Raw genomic sequence first — 15,625 nt, 5'->3', positions numbered from 1 at the left:
AGGCCCCGGCGGCGCCCGCGCCGCAGGCGCAGCCGACCGCTCCCGCCGCCGCGCCCGCCGCCCCCGCTGCTCCGCAGGCGGCCCCGGCAGCTCCGCAGGCCGCTCCCGCAGCCCCGGCGGCTCCGGCGCACGCCGGCGGTGCCGGCTACGTCACGCCGATCGTGCGCAAGCTCGCGAACGAGCAGGGCGTCGACCTCGCTTCGGTGACCGGCACCGGCGTCGGCGGCCGCATCCGCAAGCAGGACGTCCTGCAGGCCAACGCGCAGCCCTCGGCCGCCGCGAAGCGCCAGCCGCTCGAGACCTCGCCGCTGCGCGGCACGACCCAGCCGATGACGCGGCTGCGCAAGGTCGTCGCGGAGCGCGCGGTCGTGTCGATGCAGTCGACGGCTCAGCTCACCTCGGTGGTCGAGGTCGACGTCACCAAGGTGGCTCGCCTGCGCGACAAGGTGAAGTCCGACTTCCAGGCCAAGACCGGCAACAAGCTCTCCTTCCTGCCGTTCTTCGCCCTGGCCGCGGTCGAGGCGCTGCGCGCCTACCCGATCATCAACTCGACGGTCGACGGCGACGCGATCGTCTACCCCGAGCGCGAGAACCTGAGCATCGCGGTCGACACCGAGCGGGGCCTGCTCACCCCGGTGGTCCGCGACGCGGGCGAACTCGACATCGCGGGCCTCGCCGGTCAGATCGCCGATCTCGCCGAGCGCACGCGCAACAACCAGCTGAAGCCCGACGAGCTCTCGGGCGGCACGTTCACGCTGACCAACACGGGTTCGCGCGGCGCGCTGTTCGACACACCGGTCGTCTTCCTGCCTCAGACCGCGATCCTCGGCACCGGCATCGTCGTCAAGCGCCCCGTGGTGCTCACCGAAGACGGCCAGGACGCGATCGCGATCCGCTCCATGGTCTACCTCGCCCTGTCGTACGACCACCGCATCGTCGACGGCGCCGACGCCGCCCGCTTCCTCACCGCGGTCAAGGACCGCCTCGAGAGCGGCGACTTCGAAGGCGACCTCGGCATCTAGTCGAAGATCTCCCGCAGACGCCAACCGGCCTCGCTCCTCATCATGAGGATCGAGGCCGGTTCGCGTTGGGCCCCGGCATAGGGCACGGTCACGAGACGCGCCGCGCCCATCTCTCCGGCCACCGCGGCCGACGCGGCGTCGAGCGGCGCCGGCTCGATCGCGCGCTCCCCCGACCTCGCAGCCAGGATCGCCGCGCGGTCGGCCGCTTCGAGTGCCGAACCGGCCTGCACCACGCCGTCGAGGCACGCGAGGTCGAGTTGCTCGAGGCATTCGGCCCGGCGATCCAACAGGTCGCCGACGGCGACGAGGGCATCCGTCTCGGTGGCTCCGGCGGGTCGGGGCGAGGTCGCCGGTTCCCCGGTCGTCGCATCGGGTGGGGCCGCCTGAACCGCCTCGGCCTCCTCGGACGTCGCCGGCGCGTTCGTGTCGCCGACCATCCCGACGGGGCCGGTCGTGGCCTCGGCCGTGTGAGCTGCCTCGCCGCCGGTCACCGCGCGGGCCGTCGAACCGGCGTCGGCCGCACCGTCGGCCGGCGGCACGAGCGTGAGCAGCATCACGAGCGCCGCGCCACCCGCGAGGGCGGCGACGACGAGCGTCGAACGGCGCCTCCGGGCGAATCCGCCCAGGCGCTCGCGCCATCCGGGGTTGGGGGCATCCAGGTCGATGGAGTCCCCCTCGGCCACTGCGGCGACCTCGTCGATGCCGAACCGACGGAAAGCCTGGCGGAGGTCGGAACGCAGGCCGGCGCGGGCCGAATCGGTCGGCGGCTCGATCACCGCGTCGCCGGCCGGGCTCCCGATCTCGGACGATCTCGCCGCGACCCGGCCCGTCTCCGCCATCGCCATCGGCCGGATGGCGCGCGTCGGCACCCGGCCGGAGACGATGGGCGGTATCGCGGTGCCCGCTTCGATCCCGGCCACCGGTGCAGGATCGGCGACGGCGAACAGCATCCGCTCGATCTCCTGGTGGAAGGCGCTGAACGGACGCTCGGCCACCCGCTCGGCGATCAACCCGCGCACGGGGTCGAGCGCCCCGGCCGGCCGCACGGCCGGGGCGACCTCCTCGATGAGCGCGCCCAATGCGGCGTGCGTGGCGCGCACCCACGCGGTGCGCTCGGTGGTCGATCCGGGAGCATCGGGAAGCCGGCGCAGGTGACCCGCCCCGAGCAGCCTCGGCCGGCCGGTCGCGTCGAACCAGACGTCGGCGGCGGTCATCCGCTCCAGCGCGAAGCCGTGGCGCTCGAGGTCGCCGATGGCGACCGCGAGCGGCGCGAGCACGGTGACCGCCTCGCCGGGAGACAGGGTCCGATCGGCGATGCGCGCGGCGAGGCTCGTCGGCCCGAGCCGCTCGACGACGAGGGCGGTTCGTCCGTCGTCGAGCGTCGTCAGGTCGAGCGCCGCGGCGAAGGCGGGCACGCCGGCCATCGCGTCGAGCTCGATCGCGATCGACGACTGGTCGGCGTCGACCTCGTAGACGCGCACGACGACGAGCGACGGCGCGCGATCGGCGACGGGGATGGAGGCATCCTCGAACCGAGCGGCGACCGCGAGGTAGATCTGCGCGCGCGTCCCGGTCGCGATCCGGCGGATCAGCCGGTAGCCGGCCAGCCGTTCGGCGTCGACCGGAGGCGGAGGTGCGGGCGCTTCACTGCGGGCGTGCCTGCGGGCTGGTCTGGTTCTCCGGCGCATGCCGCGATCCTCGCCCCCACCGATCATCGCTCCGTTCGTCGCCGCGCCCGCCCGGGACATCCCCGCCACTGCGCTCGGTGTGCAGGAGCACTCTGCCTAGACTTGACCCCATGCTCGACTACGTCGTCACGGGGCTAAGCGCCAACTCCGTGCCGTACAGCGAGGGCCTCTCCCTCCAGCGCGCCGTCCATCAGGCGGTGGTCTCCGGAAACGCCCCGGACACCGTCATCCTCCTCGAACACGAATCCGTGTACACCGCCGGGAAGCGCACGGCTCCCGACGAACGCCCGACCGACGGCACCCCGGTCGTCGACGTCGACCGGGGCGGCAAGATCACCTGGCACGGTCCGGGGCAACTCGTCGGCTATCCCATCGTGCGGCTCTCCGAACCGATCGACGTGGTCGACTACGTGCGCCGCCTCGAGGGCGCGCTCATCGGCCTGCTCGCCGAGTACGGCATCGAGGGTCGCCGCGTCGAGGGGCGATCCGGCGTATGGGTCGGCGACGGCATCGACGAGAAGATCGCCGCGATCGGCATCCGCGTCGCGGACGGCGTGACGATGCACGGGTTCGCGCTGAACTGCTCGAACGACCTCGCGCCCTACGAGCGGATCGTCGCCTGCGGCATCCGCGATGCCGGCGTGACGACCATGTCGCGCGTCGCCGGCCGGGTCATCCGGCCGGTCGACGTCGTCGAACCGCTGCAGCGGCGCCTCGACGACGCGCTCACGGCGGTTCTCGCGTGAGCGCGCCTCCCGAGGGGCGGCGGATGCTGCGCCTCGAGATCCGCAACGCGCAGACTCCGATCGAGCGCAAGCCCGAGTGGATCAAGACGCGCGCCAAGATGGGCCCCGAGTTCCGCGAGCTGCACGCCCTCGTGAAGACGGAGGAGCTGCACACGGTCTGCCAGGAGGCGGGCTGCCCGAACATCTACGAGTGCTGGGAGGACCGCGAGGCGACCTTCCTGATCGGCGGTTCGCAGTGCACGCGGCGATGCGACTTCTGCCAGATCGACACGGGTCGGCCGGCCGACTACGACGCCGACGAGCCGCGTCGCGTCGCCGAGTCGGTCGTGCGGATGCGGCTGCGCTACTCGACGGTGACGGGGGTCGCTCGCGACGACCTGCCCGACGAGGGTGCCTGGTTGTACGCCGAGACGATCCGGGAGATCCACCGGCAGTCCCCCGGCACGGGCGTGGAGATCCTGGTGCCCGACTTCTCGGGGAACCCGGCCCACCTCGCCGAGGTCTTCTCGGCTCGACCCGAAGTCTTCGCGCACAATGTCGAGACGGTGCCGCGCATCTTCAAGCGAATCCGGCCGGCATTCCGCTACGAGCGCTCGCTCGACGTGATCACGCAGGGTCGCGCCGCGGGCCTCATCACCAAGTCCAACCTCATCCTCGGCATGGGCGAGGAACGCGAGGAGGTCTCGCAGGCCCTGCGCGATCTCCACGACGCGGGGACCGACATCATCACCATCACGCAGTACCTCCGGCCGAGCCCGCGTCACCTTCCGGTCGCCCGGTGGGTGCGACCCGAGGAGTTCGTCGAGCTGAAGGCCGAGGCCGAGGCGATCGGGTTCCTCGGCGTCCTCGCGGGCCCGCTGGTGCGGTCCTCGTACCGTGCGGGTCGCCTCTGGGCCCAGTCGATGCACGCCAAAGGCCGCGAGATCCCGGCCGGCCTCGAGCACCTCGCCGATGCGTCCGCGGGATTCGCGCAGGCCGTCGGCTGAGGCATCCGGATGCCGCCTCCGCTGAGCGAGAACTCGGTCGGAGGCGGCGTCCGCGCGCCGGTATCCTTGTGACCATGGCACGCACCAAGGACACCTCGTCCGCCCCGAAGGAGCCCGGCCGTCTCAAGCAGATGTGGCAGGTCTTCCAGATGACCCGCCGCTACGACTCGACGGCGCCCTGGCTGATGCTCCTCGGCTTCCTCGCACCGGTCGCGCTCGGCCTCGCGCTCGCGATCTGGCTGTCGAGCGACAACTGGTTCACGATGATCCTGTGGATCGTCGCCGGCGTGCTCGCCGGCCTCCTGCTGGCCATGGTCATCCTCGGTCGTCGCGCCGAGCGGGCCGCGTACTCGCAGATCGAGGGCCAGCCCGGTGCCGTCGGCGCCGTCCTCCGCAGCGGACTCCGCGGCGGATGGGTCGGCAACGAGATGCCGGTCGCGGTCAACGGCAAGACCCAGGACGCCGTATATCGGGCCGTCGGGCGCGGTGGCGTGGTGCTCATCGGCGAGGGCGACGCGTTCCGCGTCGAGCGCATGCTCAAAGACGAGGAGCGCAAGGTCACGCGCGTGCTGCCCAACGTGCCGATCCGCCTCCTCACGGTCGGCCACGGCGAGGATTCGGTGGAACTGCACCGCCTCGCGGCGGCGCTGCGCAAGTCGAAGCGCTCGCTCACCAAGCCCGAGGTGCTCGCGGTCTCCAATCGGCTGAACTCACTGCAGTCCTCGCTGCCGATCCCCAAGGGCATCGACCCGATGAAGGTGCGCGCGCAACGCGGCAAGATGCGCTGAGCCCGACGCCGGCCTCCGCGGTCAGGAGCGGATGAGCACCGTTCCGGCCACCCGGTCGTGGAATCCGCGCTGGTCGGAGTCCCAGACGAGCGCCGGGATGACGACGAGCAGCAGCAGCGTGCGCACGACGGGTCGCCACAGGCCCACCCATCCCCCGCCGAGCGGAACCACGTGCATGCCGAAGAGCCGGTGTCCGACGCTGCCGCCGATCGTCGGGATGAAGACGACCTGCATGAGCCCGAAGACGCCGAGCGTGATCCAGCTGTGCTCCATCGACTGGTACGGCGCGAACAGCAGGGCGATCAGCAGCGCCAGCCCGTAGTCGATCACCAGCGCCGCGATGCGCCGACCGGCTCGCGCGATCGAGCGGCGGCCGGATGCCGGCAGCCCGAGCCGCTCGCCCGGCCACCGGCTGGGCTGGGTCGTTCCGGAGGCGGATGGCGTCGTTTCGGGCATCCGACGATTCTACCGATCGCCGGTCGTGTAACACGTCGGAAACATTCGCGTCACGGTCGGGAAACCGCCCGCCAGTAGCGTCGGAGCGGTCGTGCAAAGCCCGCCGATTCCCACCCCTTGGAGCGTCGCCACCATGTTCAGTGATTCCTCTGAAGTCCTCAAGTTCATCAAGGAGACGGACGTCAAGTTCCTCGACATCCGTTTCACCGACCTCCCGGGCGTGCAGCAGCACTTCAACATCCCGGCGTCGACCGTGGACGAGGAGTTCTTCACCGTCGGTCAGCTCTTCGACGGTTCGTCGATCCGTGGATTCGCGTCGATCCACGAATCCGACATGCAGCTGATCCCCGACGTCTCCACGGCGTACATCGACCCGTTCCGGGCCGAGCGCACGCTCATCATGGTCTTCGACATCTACAACCCGCGCAACGGCGAGATCTACGGCAAGGACCCGCGCCAGGTCGCCAAGAAGGCCGAGAAGTACCTCGCGTCGACCGGCATCGCCGACACCGCGTTCTTCGCCCCCGAGGCGGAGTTCTACATCTTCGACGACGTGCGCTACGAGGTCAACCAGCACTCCAGCTTCTACTCGGTGGACTCCGAGGAGGGCGCCTGGAACTCGGGTCGTGCGGAGGAGGGCGGCAACCTCGGCAACAAGACGCCGTACAAGGGCGGCTACTTCCCGGTCTCGCCCGTCGACAAGCAGGCCGACCTGCGCGACGACATCTCGCTGAAGCTCATCGACGCCGGGCTCATCCTCGAGCGCGCGCACCACGAAGTCGGCAGCGGCGGCCAGGCCGAGATCAACTACCGCTTCGACACGATGGTGCACGCGGCCGACGACATCCTGAAGTTCAAGTACATCGTGAAGAACACGGCCGAGCAGTGGGGCAAGACGGCCACGTTCATGCCGAAGCCGCTCTTCGGCGACAACGGCTCGGGCATGCACACCCACCAGTCGCTGTGGAACGACGGCAAGCCGCTGTTCTACGACGAGGCCGGTTACGGCGGGCTCTCCGACCTGGCGCGGTGGTACATCGGCGGCCTGCTCAAGCACGCTCCCGCGGTGCTCGCCTTCACGAACCCGACGGTGAACTCCTACCACCGCCTCGTCCCCGGCTTCGAGGCCCCCGTCAACCTGGTCTACTCGGCGGGCAACCGCTCGGCGTCGATCCGCATCCCGATCACGGGCACGAACCCGAAGGCCAAGCGCATCGAGTTCCGCGCGCCCGACGCCTCGGGCAACCCGTACCTCGCGTTCGCCGCACAGCTCATGGCGGGCCTCGACGGCATCAAGAACCGCATCGAGCCGCACGAGCCGGTCGACAAGGACCTCTACGAGCTGCCGCCCGAGGAGGCCAAGACCATCCCCCAGGTCCCCGGCTCGCTCGGCGAGGCGCTCGATGCGCTCGAGGCCGACCACGACTTCCTCCTCGAGGGCGGCGTGTTCACCAAGGAGCTCATCGAGACCTGGATCGACTACAAGCGCGAGAAGGAGCTGAAGCCCCTGGCTCAGCGCCCGCACCCGTTCGAGTTCGAGCTCTACTACGGCGTCTGATCTCCCCCCGGCATCCCCTGCCGTCCCCCTGAATGGCCCGCATCGCCTCGGCGATGCGGGCCATTCGCCGTGCGGGCCGGATGCCTCCGCTGAAGCGCCGTGCGCTCAGGTGGTCGGATCGCGCCGCGGCTCGACCCCGTAGAACCCGCGCTCGAACACCGCGCGCGCCCGGCGAGTGGCGGCGAGGTAGTCGTGCTCGAGGGCGCTCGCGGATCCGGGCGGATATCCCATGATGCGCGCGACCCCCTCGAGCTGCGAGCGATCGACCGGCAGCACGTCGGTGGTCTTGTCGAGCCAGAGCGTGAGCGCCGAGCGCGCCCGCGACGCGAGGATCCACGCGGCGCGGAGCGTCTCGCCGTCTGCCACGGGCACGAGGTCGTGGTCGACCGCGGTCGCGAGGGCGTCGAGCGTCGACGTGGTGCGCAGCGCCGGGATCCGGGCGGCGTGCTGCAGCTGGACGAGCTGCACGAACCACTCGACGTCGGAGAGCGAGCCACGGCCGAGCTTGAGGTGACGGGACGGGTCGGCGCCCTGTGGCAGCCGCTCGTTCTCGACGCGCGCTTTGATGCGCTTCACCTCGCGGACGTCGCGCTCGCCGATCGCCTCGGGGTATCGCACGGTATCGGCGAGCTCGGTGAAGTCGTCGATCAGGACGGCGTCGCCGGCCACGCCCCTGGCCCGCAGGAGTGCTTGGGCCTCCCAGGTCAACGACCACCGGGCGTAATACGCACGATACGCGTCGAGTGACCGCGCGATCACGCCGTTGCGGCCCTCGGGCCTGAGATCGGCATCGAGTTCGAACGGGAGCCTGGCGTCCTCGCTCAGCCGGTTGAGCTCCGAGACGATGCGCAGCGCCCGCGTGTGCGCGGCCTGCGGCTCGGCGCCCGCGGCGCGGTAGACGTAGATGATGTCGGCGTCGGAACCGATCCCGAGCTCGCGGCCGCCGAACCGCCCCATGCCGATCACGGCGAACTCGATGCCGTCGGGCTCAGGGCCCCGGATCGCGCTCACGAGACCGGCCAGGTGGTTCTCCACGACGTCGCTCAGGCCGTGGCCGAGCTCTTCGATCGTGCACACGTCGAGAATGCCGGCGAGGGCCAGCCGCAGCACCTCGCGGCGTCGCATGGCGCGCAGCACCTTGGCCGCGGCATCCGCCGTCGAGTGCCTCGCGAGCACCGCGCGCGTCTCCTCGCGCAACGAGGGCAGCGATCGCGGGCGCAGTTCGTCGACGTCCTCGAGCCAGGCGACCGCCTCGGGGATGCGCTCGAGCAGCTCCCCCGCGAACCGGGAACCCGACAGTACCCGCGTGAGCCGCATCGCGGCGTCGGACGAGTCGCGCAGGAGTCGTAGGTACCAGTGCGTGGTGCCGAGCTCGTCGCTGAGGCGCCGGAAGGCGAGCAGGCCGTAGTCGGGGTCGGACCCGTCGGCGAACCACGAGATCAGCACCGGCATCAGGTGCCGCTGGATCGTCGCGCGGCGCGAGACGCCGGCCGTCAACGCCGCGATGTGCGCGAGCGCGCCGCTCGGGTCGCGGAACCCGATCGCCGCGAGCCTCGCCTCCGCCTGCTCGTTCGTCAACTCGAGTCCTTCGGCGGGCAGCGCAGCGACGGCCGAGAGCAACGGCCGGTAGAACAGCCGCTGGTGCAGCCCGCGAACACGCTGGCGGACGTCCTGCCACGCGGCCAACACCGAACGGGCGTCGCGGCCGAGGCCCGACGCGCGCCCGAGCGTTCGCAGCTCGGCGTCCGAGGTCGGCATGAGGTGCGTGCGACGCAGTCGCGCCAGCTGCAGCCGGTGCTCGAGCACGCGCAGGGTTCGATAGTCGAGGCTGAACTCGGCGGCCTCCTCGCGCCCCACGTAGCCGCGCGCGGCGAGTGCCGCGAGGGCGGGCAGCGTGCCCGGCTGGCGGATGCCGTCGTCGGAGGCGCCATGCACGAGTTGCAGGAGCTGCACGGTGAACTCGATGTCGCGCAGGCCGCCCGGGCCGAGCTTCAACTGGCGGTCGACCTCGTCGGCCGGGATGTGCTCGGTGACGCGCTCGCGCATGCGCTGCACGGACTCCACGAACCCCTCGCGCGAGGAGCTCGTCCACACCTTGGGCCCCAGCGCCTCCGCGTACCGTCGGCCGAGCTCCCGGTCGCCCGCGAGCGGCCGCGCCTTCAGCAGGGCCTGGAACTCCCAGCTCTTGGCCCAGCGCTCGTAGTACTGCACGTGCGACTCGAGCGTGCGCACGAGCGCACCGTCTTTTCCCTCGGGGCGCAGGTTGGGGTCGACCTCCCACAGCGGCGGCTCCATGCCGGCTTCGCCGATGGCGCGCTGCATGAGCATCGCGAGGCGCGTGGAGATCTCGACGGCACGGCCGGACGCGGCGACCTCGTCATCGGCCGTCTCGGCGACGTAGATGACGTCGACGTCGCTGACGTAGTTGAGTTCGCGCGCGCCGGCCTTGCCCATGCCGATGACAGCGAGCCGCGTCGCGGCCACCTCCGCCGACGGATACCTGCCGGGCGCCGCGGGCTCGCCGGGCTCGCGCGCCGTGATGCGCCGCGCGATGCCGATGGCCGCATCGAGGGTCGCTCCGGCCAGGTCGGCGAGCCCGGCCGCCACGGTGTCGACCGCGGCGATCGCGCTCGGACGCGTGAGATCCCAGACCACGAGGCGGGCCAGCAGGCGACGGTAGCGCACGCGCAGCGCACGGGCCGCTCCGTCGAAGTCGGCGCCGCCGCGGAACGCCTCGTCGACCGCCTCCTCGAGCTCGGCCGTCGCCGCGGCTTGGCCCAGCGGCGGCTCGGGCGCACCGCGCAGCAGCGCCAGCTCGTCGGGTTGACGCTCGAAGAAGTCCGCGAGGCCGCGCGACGTGCCGAGCACCCGGCCGAGCCGATCGGCCGATCCCGGCTCGGCGAGCAGTCCGTCGAGCGTCGCCGGTGCACGCTCGCGAAGGCGGATGGTCAACGCGAGCGCGGCGTCGGGATCCGCGGCCGACGCGAACGCCGCGACGAGCGGCTCGACCGCGAGCCCGCTCGCGGTCGCGAGGTCGCCCAGGTCGTGCGAGGCTCGGTCGAGATCGTCGAACCCCGCGCGCGCCAGCGCGCCGAGCAGACTGGCTCCACGCGTCATCCGACGGCGACCTAGAGGATCTCGAGGTTGCGCTGCAGCTCGTACGGCGTGACCTGCGTGCGGTATTCGCGCCACTCGGCCCGCTTGTTGGCGAGCACGAAGCTGAAGACCTCTTCACCCAGCGTCTCGGCGACGAGCTCGGAGCGCTCCATGTACTCGATCGCGTGGTCGAGGCTGGCGGGCAGCGGGTCGTAGCCGAGCGCTCGGCGCTCGCTGTCGCTCAGGGTCCAGACGTTGTCTTCAGCCTCTGCCGGCAGCTCGTATCCCTCTTCGATGCCCTTGAGGCCGGCGGCCAGCAGCAGCGAGAACGCGAGGTACGGGTTCGCGGCGGAGTCGATGGCGCGGTACTCGACCCGGGCGCTCTGGCCCTTGTTCGGCTTGTACAGGGGCACGCGCACGAGGGCCGAGCGGTTGTTGTGGCCCCAGCAGATGAAGCTCGGCGCCTCGCCACCGCCCCAGAGCCGCTTGTACGAGTTGACGAACTGGTTCGTGACGGCCGAGATCTCGTTCGCGTGGCGGAGCAGGCCCGCGATGAACTGGCGCCCGATCTTCGACAGCTGGTACTGCGCACCGGGCTCGTAGAACGCGTTCGCGTCGCCCTCGAACAGCGAGAGGTGCGTGTGCATGCCGCTGCCCGGCTTGTCGGAGAAGGGCTTCGGCATGAACGTCGCGTACACGCCCTGCTCGATCGCCACCTCCTTGATGACCGTGCGGAAGGTCATGATGTTGTCGGCCGTCGTCAGCGCGTCGGCGTAGCGCAGGTCGATCTCGTTCTGACCGGGGCCCGCCTCGTGGTGGCTGAACTCGACCGAGATGCCGAGGTCTTCGAGCATCCGCACCGAGCGGCGACGGAAGTCGTGGGCGGTGCCGCCCGGCACGTTGTCGAAGTACCCGGCCGAGTCGACGGGGATCGGACCCTCCTCGCCGTACTTCGACGACTTCAGCAGGTAGAACTCGATCTCGGGGTGCGTGTAGAAGGTGAACCCGCGGTCGGCCGCACGCGCGAGCGTGCGCTTGAGCACGTTGCGCGGATCGGAGACGGCCGGCTCGCCGTCGGGCGTCGTGATGTCGCAGAACATGCGCGCCGTCGGGTCGATGTCGCCGCGCCACGGGAGGGTCTGGAACGTCTGCGGGTCGGGGAAGGCGAGCAGGTCGGACTCGTACGTCCGGCTCAGCCCCTCGATCGCCGAGCCGTCGAACCCGATGCCCTCGTTGAACGCGCCCTCGACCTCGGCGGGAGCGATGGCGACCGACTTCAGGGTGCCCACCACGTCGGTGAACCACAGCCTGACGAACTTGACCCCTCGTTCCTCGATGGTTCGGAGAACGAAGTCGCGCTGCTTATCCATCCACACCCTTCCTCGCAGGTTTCAGCGTAGTGGTTCGCGCGCGCCCGCGAGGCCCACGGGACCACCCGCGAAGCCCACCGGCTCTCCCCGGAACCCGGGCGAAGACGCCCGTCGACGACCCCGTGCCCCGGCGGCGGTGTGGAAGACTGTTCGCCATGCCAGCGCAGCCCAGCTCCGACGCATCCGACTCCGCGAACCAGCCGCAGGCCGAGCAGAATCCGTACGGCGGGGCGCCGGCGCCCGGCGGCCCGAAGCGCGTGCGCACGCGCCACTTCCAGAACGCGAAGCGCGAGGGCATCAAGATCACCGGCCTGACGAGCTATGACATGCTCACGGCCCGCATCTTCGACGAGGCCGGCATCGACTTCCTCCTGGTCGGCGACTCCGCCGGCAACAACGTGCTCGGATACGACACGACGCTGCCGGTGACCGTCGACGACCTGATCCCGCTGACGCGCGCCGTCGCGGGCGCGGTGCGGCGGGCGTTCGTCGTCGCCGACATGCCGTTCGGCTCGTACGAGAACGGCCCCGAAGACGCGCTGCACACCGCAGTCCGGTTCATGAAGGAGACCGGCGCCCACGCCGTGAAGCTCGAGGGCGGCGAACGCAGCCGCAAGCAGATCCACCGCATCGTGCAGGCGGGCATCCCGGTGATGGGCCACATCGGCTACACGCCGCAGAGCGAGCACGGTCTCGGCGGTCACCTGATCCAGGGGCGCGGCGAGGGACTCGACCAGCTGTTGGCCGACGCGGTCGCCGTCGAAGACGCTGGAGCGTTCGCCGTCGTGCTCGAGATGGTCCCCGCCGACGCGGCCAAGCTCGTGACCGAGCGCATCGGCATCCCGACCATCAGCGTGGGCGCCGGCCCGCACACCGATGGGCAGCTGCTCGTGTGGACCGACTGGGCCGGGCTCACGACCGGGCGCATCCCGAAGTTCGTGAAGCAGTACGCGGACCTCGCGGGCATCCTGAGCTCAGCCGCGCGCGAGTGGGTCGCCGATGTCGACTCGGGCGCGTACCCCGGGCCCGAGCATTCGTACGAGTAGCGGCGCCTAGCTGCAAGCAGCGGCCTCGGCCGGGGCGACGTCCAGACCTTCACGGTCGCCGGCGGGCTCGATTGCCGGGTCGACGCTCGGCTTCGCGACCGTGCGGTTGAGGATCCGTCGGATGACGGCGTCCGCCACCGCGCCGACGAGCGCAGCGACCACGATCGCGAGCACGATGGCCAGGAGCGGCTGGTCGTGCAGCCACTGCCCGGCGACGATGCCGCAGATCGCCGAGTACGCGGCCCACGTGATGCCGGCAGCGATGGACAGCGGGAGGAACCGACGGAGCGGGTAGCCCGTGGCACCAGCGGTCATGTTCACGGCGATCCGGCCGACCGGGATGTAGCGGGCGGTGAAGATGAGGAGCGCACCGCGGCGGTCCAGTCCGCGGCGAGCCCAGTCGACCGCGTTGGAGACGCGCCTGGACCGCATCCACCGGAAGCGGTCGGTCCCCATGACCCGGCCGACCTGATACGCGAGGTTGTCGCCGATGATCGCGCCCACGGCGGCGACGCCGATGAGCAGCAGCAGGTTCGGCTGGCCCGACACGACCGAGACGGTGGCGGCGCCGACGACGACCGTCTCACTCGGGACCGGCGGGAAGAACCCGTCGATCACGCACACGGCGAACACGACGAGGTACACCCACGGCGAGGCGGCGAGGTCGTTCACGAGGGTCGTCAGCATTGCCAGGAGGTCCATGCCAGCGACGGTACGAGCGCGATGCAGGCCGGCACATCCGACCGACGTACGGACCGGTCCCTGACTTTCGTCACTCCTGCGGCCTACGTCGCCTTCCTACGATGGGGGGATGCTCCCTTTCCGTCTTCCCCGGCGAGGGCGGTGGTCGACCTCCGTCGGCGTCGTGCTCCTGCTCCTCGCGACATCGGTCGCGCTTCCGCTGGCCCGCTGGGGAGACTCGGCCCTCGTACTCGCCCTCGCCCCGGCTGCGGTCGCCGGGTACCTGGCCGGACGCCACATGACTCGGCTCGTCCCGGCCGTGATCGCCTTCTCCGCCGTGCTGGCGGGCTCGCTTCCCGTCTCGTACCTGCTGCCCGGCACCTCCCCGCTCGGCGACTGGATGGCGAGCGTGCTCATCGCACTGCTCACCGTCGTCGCCCCGTGGTGGTTCGGCAGGTATCGGATGCTCCGGGTCGAGCAGCGGGAATCGGATGCTGCGGTGCTCGCCGACCGGGCGCAGGCCGAGGAGCGTGCCCGCATCGCCGACGACCTGCACGACACCATCGGCCACGAATTGGCGCTGATCGCGGTGCAGGCCGGGGCGTTGGAGCTCGCACACGACCTCGGACCCGAACAGCGCGAGCAGTTCCGCGAACTGCGCGAGGCCGCGGTGCGCGCGAGCGGTCGCCTGGGCGATGTGGTGCGGATGACTCGACCCGGAGACGGGCCGAGCCGGCTCGATCCGGTCGGCGGCGAGGGCGTCGACGCCCTCGTCACCGGAGCGCGGGATGCCGGGATGAACGTCGAGGTGCGGCTCGATCACGCCGTCGTCGCGGCCGCGGATCCGCTCATCGCGGAGCTGGTCGTGCGGACCGTCCGCGAGGGGCTCACGAATACCATGCGGCACGCTCCCGGGGCGACGGTCGGGATCGACGTGGGGCGGGGCGACGCCGGAGGCATCACGGTGTCGGTCAGGTCGGCGGCATCACCCGAGGCGGGTGCGCCGGGCGGCGGCCACGGCATCCCGAGCCTCCGTCGTCGCGCCGAGTTGCTCGGCGGGGCGATTGACGCGGGCCCCCGGCCGGGCGGAGGCTTCGAGCTGCGGCTCCGTGCGCCGACGCGCGCCGAGACGCGCGCCCACGACTCGCCGATCGCCGCGGATCCGGCGTTGCGTTCCAACGCGCGCGCCGCGCGCCGCCGCGTCTGGCAGGCGACGATCGTGCCGGCGGTGATCCTCGGACTCGCTCTCGTCGGCTTCCTGGTCGTCCAGGCGATCACCTTCGCACATACCGCGGTCACGTCCGAGGTCTACGAGCGCATCGACCTGGGCATGACGCGCGCGGAGCTCGCACCGCTCCTGCCCGCCGGCACGCCGGGCCCGGTGCCGATCGTCAGCGAACCTCCGGCGCCCGACGGGGCCGAGTGCGACTACTTCGCCGCACGCGACGGTTGGTTGCACTTCACCGATGCGACGTACCGCCTGTGCTTCGATCGAGACGTCCTCGTCGAGAAGTCCCTGCTGGGAGCGTCATGATCCGCGTGCTCATCGCCGACGACGAGCCGATGATGCGCGCGGGGGTTCGGGCGATCCTCCAGTCGGAGCCCGAGATCGAGGTCGTGTTCGAGGCGGCGAGCGGTCGAGAGGCGATCGAGGGCGCGCAACGTCACCGCCCCGATGTGGCCGTGCTGGACATCCGGATGCCGGGGCTGGACGGGCTGCATGCGGCCGCCGAGATCGCGGCGACCGTGCCCGGGACGCGCGTCGCGATGCTGACGACCTTCGGCGAGGAGGACTACATCGAGCGGGCGCTCGGCGGCGGCGCGCTGGGATTCCTGTTGAAGGCCGCCGACCCACGCGAGCTCATCGCCGGCGTGCGCGCGGTCTCGGAGGGCGGCGCGTACCTCTCCCCCGAGATCGCACGGCGCGTGATCGCGCCGTACCGCGACGGTCATCGCGCTCGCAGCGTCGAGGCGCGCGAGTCGATCACCGCGCTGACCGAGCGCGAGCGCGAGGTGCTCGCGCTGCTCAGCGTCGGCGCGTCGAACGCCGAGATCGGCGAGCGGTTGCACCTCGTCGAGGGCACCGTGAAGGGCCACGTCAGTGCCATCCTCGTGAAGCTCGGGGTGCGCAATCGCGTCGAGGCGGCGGTGCTGGCCTTCCGGGCCGGCATGGTCGCCGGGCCGTGAC

At 71.2% G+C, this 15,625-nt stretch carries 13 protein-coding genes; 8 read left to right on the top strand and 5 right to left on the bottom strand.

The window, feature by feature from the left end; genetic code table 11:
• Positions 1–1,022, top strand: a 1,022-nt coding sequence (gene sucB, locus GE115_RS18660; RefSeq protein WP_246190457.1) for a 2-oxoglutarate dehydrogenase, E2 component, dihydrolipoamide succinyltransferase, incomplete at its 5' end; no start/stop codon positions are given.
• Here the strand turns inward: sucB and GE115_RS00505 are convergent.
• Positions 1,019–2,710 carry a hypothetical protein gene (locus GE115_RS00505; protein WP_153682886.1) on the bottom strand — a complete coding sequence of 564 codons (1,692 nt, stop codon included), beginning with the start codon at positions 2,708–2,710 and terminating at the stop codon, positions 1,019–1,021. The genes sucB and GE115_RS00505 overlap by 4 nt on opposite strands.
• Positions 2,711–2,820: 110 nt before the next feature.
• Between GE115_RS00505 and lipB the strand changes: the two genes are divergently transcribed.
• The 3 genes from lipB to GE115_RS00490 all read left to right on the top strand — a co-directional run bounded on the left by lipB (position 2,821) and on the right by GE115_RS00490 (position 5,230).
• Positions 2,821–3,456 carry a lipoyl(octanoyl) transferase LipB gene (gene lipB, locus GE115_RS00500; RefSeq protein ID WP_153682885.1) on the top strand — a complete coding sequence of 212 codons (636 nt, stop codon included), beginning with the start codon at positions 2,821–2,823 and terminating at the stop codon, positions 3,454–3,456.
• Positions 3,453–4,442 (top strand): lipoyl synthase, encoded by a 990-nt coding sequence (lipA, locus tag GE115_RS00495; protein WP_312854729.1) that lies wholly within the window; start codon positions 3,453–3,455, stop codon positions 4,440–4,442. Before lipB ends, lipA begins: the two co-directional genes overlap by 4 nt.
• Before the next feature lie 74 nt (positions 4,443–4,516).
• Positions 4,517–5,230, top strand: a complete 714-nt coding sequence (locus GE115_RS00490) for a DUF4191 domain-containing protein (protein WP_153682883.1) — start codon at positions 4,517–4,519, stop codon at positions 5,228–5,230.
• Between the two features lie 21 nt (positions 5,231–5,251).
• Here the strand turns inward: GE115_RS00490 and GE115_RS00485 are convergent, their stop codons facing one another.
• On the bottom strand, positions 5,252–5,686 hold the full coding sequence (locus GE115_RS00485; RefSeq protein WP_153682882.1) for an RDD family protein: 435 nt from the start codon (positions 5,684–5,686) through the stop codon (positions 5,252–5,254).
• A gap of 133 nt (positions 5,687–5,819) precedes the next feature.
• Between GE115_RS00485 and glnA (GE115_RS00480) the strand changes: the two genes are divergently transcribed.
• Entirely contained in the window at positions 5,820–7,244 is a 1,425-nt protein-coding gene (gene glnA / locus GE115_RS00480; RefSeq protein WP_153682881.1) for a type I glutamate--ammonia ligase, read from the top strand.
• A 105-nt stretch (positions 7,245–7,349) separates the two neighbouring features.
• Here glnA (GE115_RS00480) and GE115_RS00475 read toward each other — a convergent pair whose 3' ends face one another.
• Complete coding sequence (locus GE115_RS00475; protein WP_153682880.1) at positions 7,350–10,361, bottom strand: bifunctional [glutamine synthetase] adenylyltransferase/[glutamine synthetase]-adenylyl-L-tyrosine phosphorylase; 3,012 nt, start codon at positions 10,359–10,361, stop codon at positions 7,350–7,352.
• Between the two features lie 11 nt (positions 10,362–10,372).
• Entirely contained in the window at positions 10,373–11,710 is a 1,338-nt protein-coding gene (gene glnA / locus GE115_RS00470; protein WP_153682879.1) for a type I glutamate--ammonia ligase, read from the bottom strand.
• 155 nt (positions 11,711–11,865) lie between these two features.
• Between glnA (GE115_RS00470) and panB the strand changes: the two genes are divergently transcribed.
• Positions 11,866–12,756, top strand: a complete 891-nt coding sequence (gene panB, locus GE115_RS00465) for a 3-methyl-2-oxobutanoate hydroxymethyltransferase (RefSeq protein WP_153682878.1) — start codon at positions 11,866–11,868, stop codon at positions 12,754–12,756.
• A gap of 6 nt (positions 12,757–12,762) precedes the next feature.
• Here panB and GE115_RS00460 read toward each other — a convergent pair whose 3' ends face one another.
• The gene (locus GE115_RS00460; protein ID WP_153682877.1) at positions 12,763–13,458 is read right to left on the bottom strand and encodes a DedA family protein; all 696 of its coding nucleotides are present in this window, start codon (positions 13,456–13,458) and stop codon (positions 12,763–12,765) included.
• 109 nt (positions 13,459–13,567) lie between these two features.
• Here GE115_RS00460 and GE115_RS00455 point away from each other — a divergent pair, with 109 nt between their 5' ends.
• Positions 13,568–14,971, top strand: coding sequence for a sensor histidine kinase (locus GE115_RS00455; RefSeq protein ID WP_153682876.1), 1,404 nt, complete (start codon positions 13,568–13,570; stop codon positions 14,969–14,971).
• On the top strand, positions 14,968–15,624 hold the full coding sequence (locus GE115_RS00450; protein ID WP_153682875.1) for a response regulator transcription factor: 657 nt from the start codon (positions 14,968–14,970) through the stop codon (positions 15,622–15,624). Before GE115_RS00455 ends, GE115_RS00450 begins: the two co-directional genes overlap by 4 nt.
• The last annotated feature ends 1 nt before the right edge of the window (position 15,625 follow it).

Origin of the sequence: Agromyces agglutinans (genome assembly GCF_009647605.1) — a bacterium.
In the GTDB taxonomy this organism is placed as follows: domain Bacteria; phylum Actinomycetota; class Actinomycetes; order Actinomycetales; family Microbacteriaceae; genus Agromyces; species Agromyces agglutinans.
This window is presented reverse-complemented; position numbering and strand designations above follow the sequence as displayed.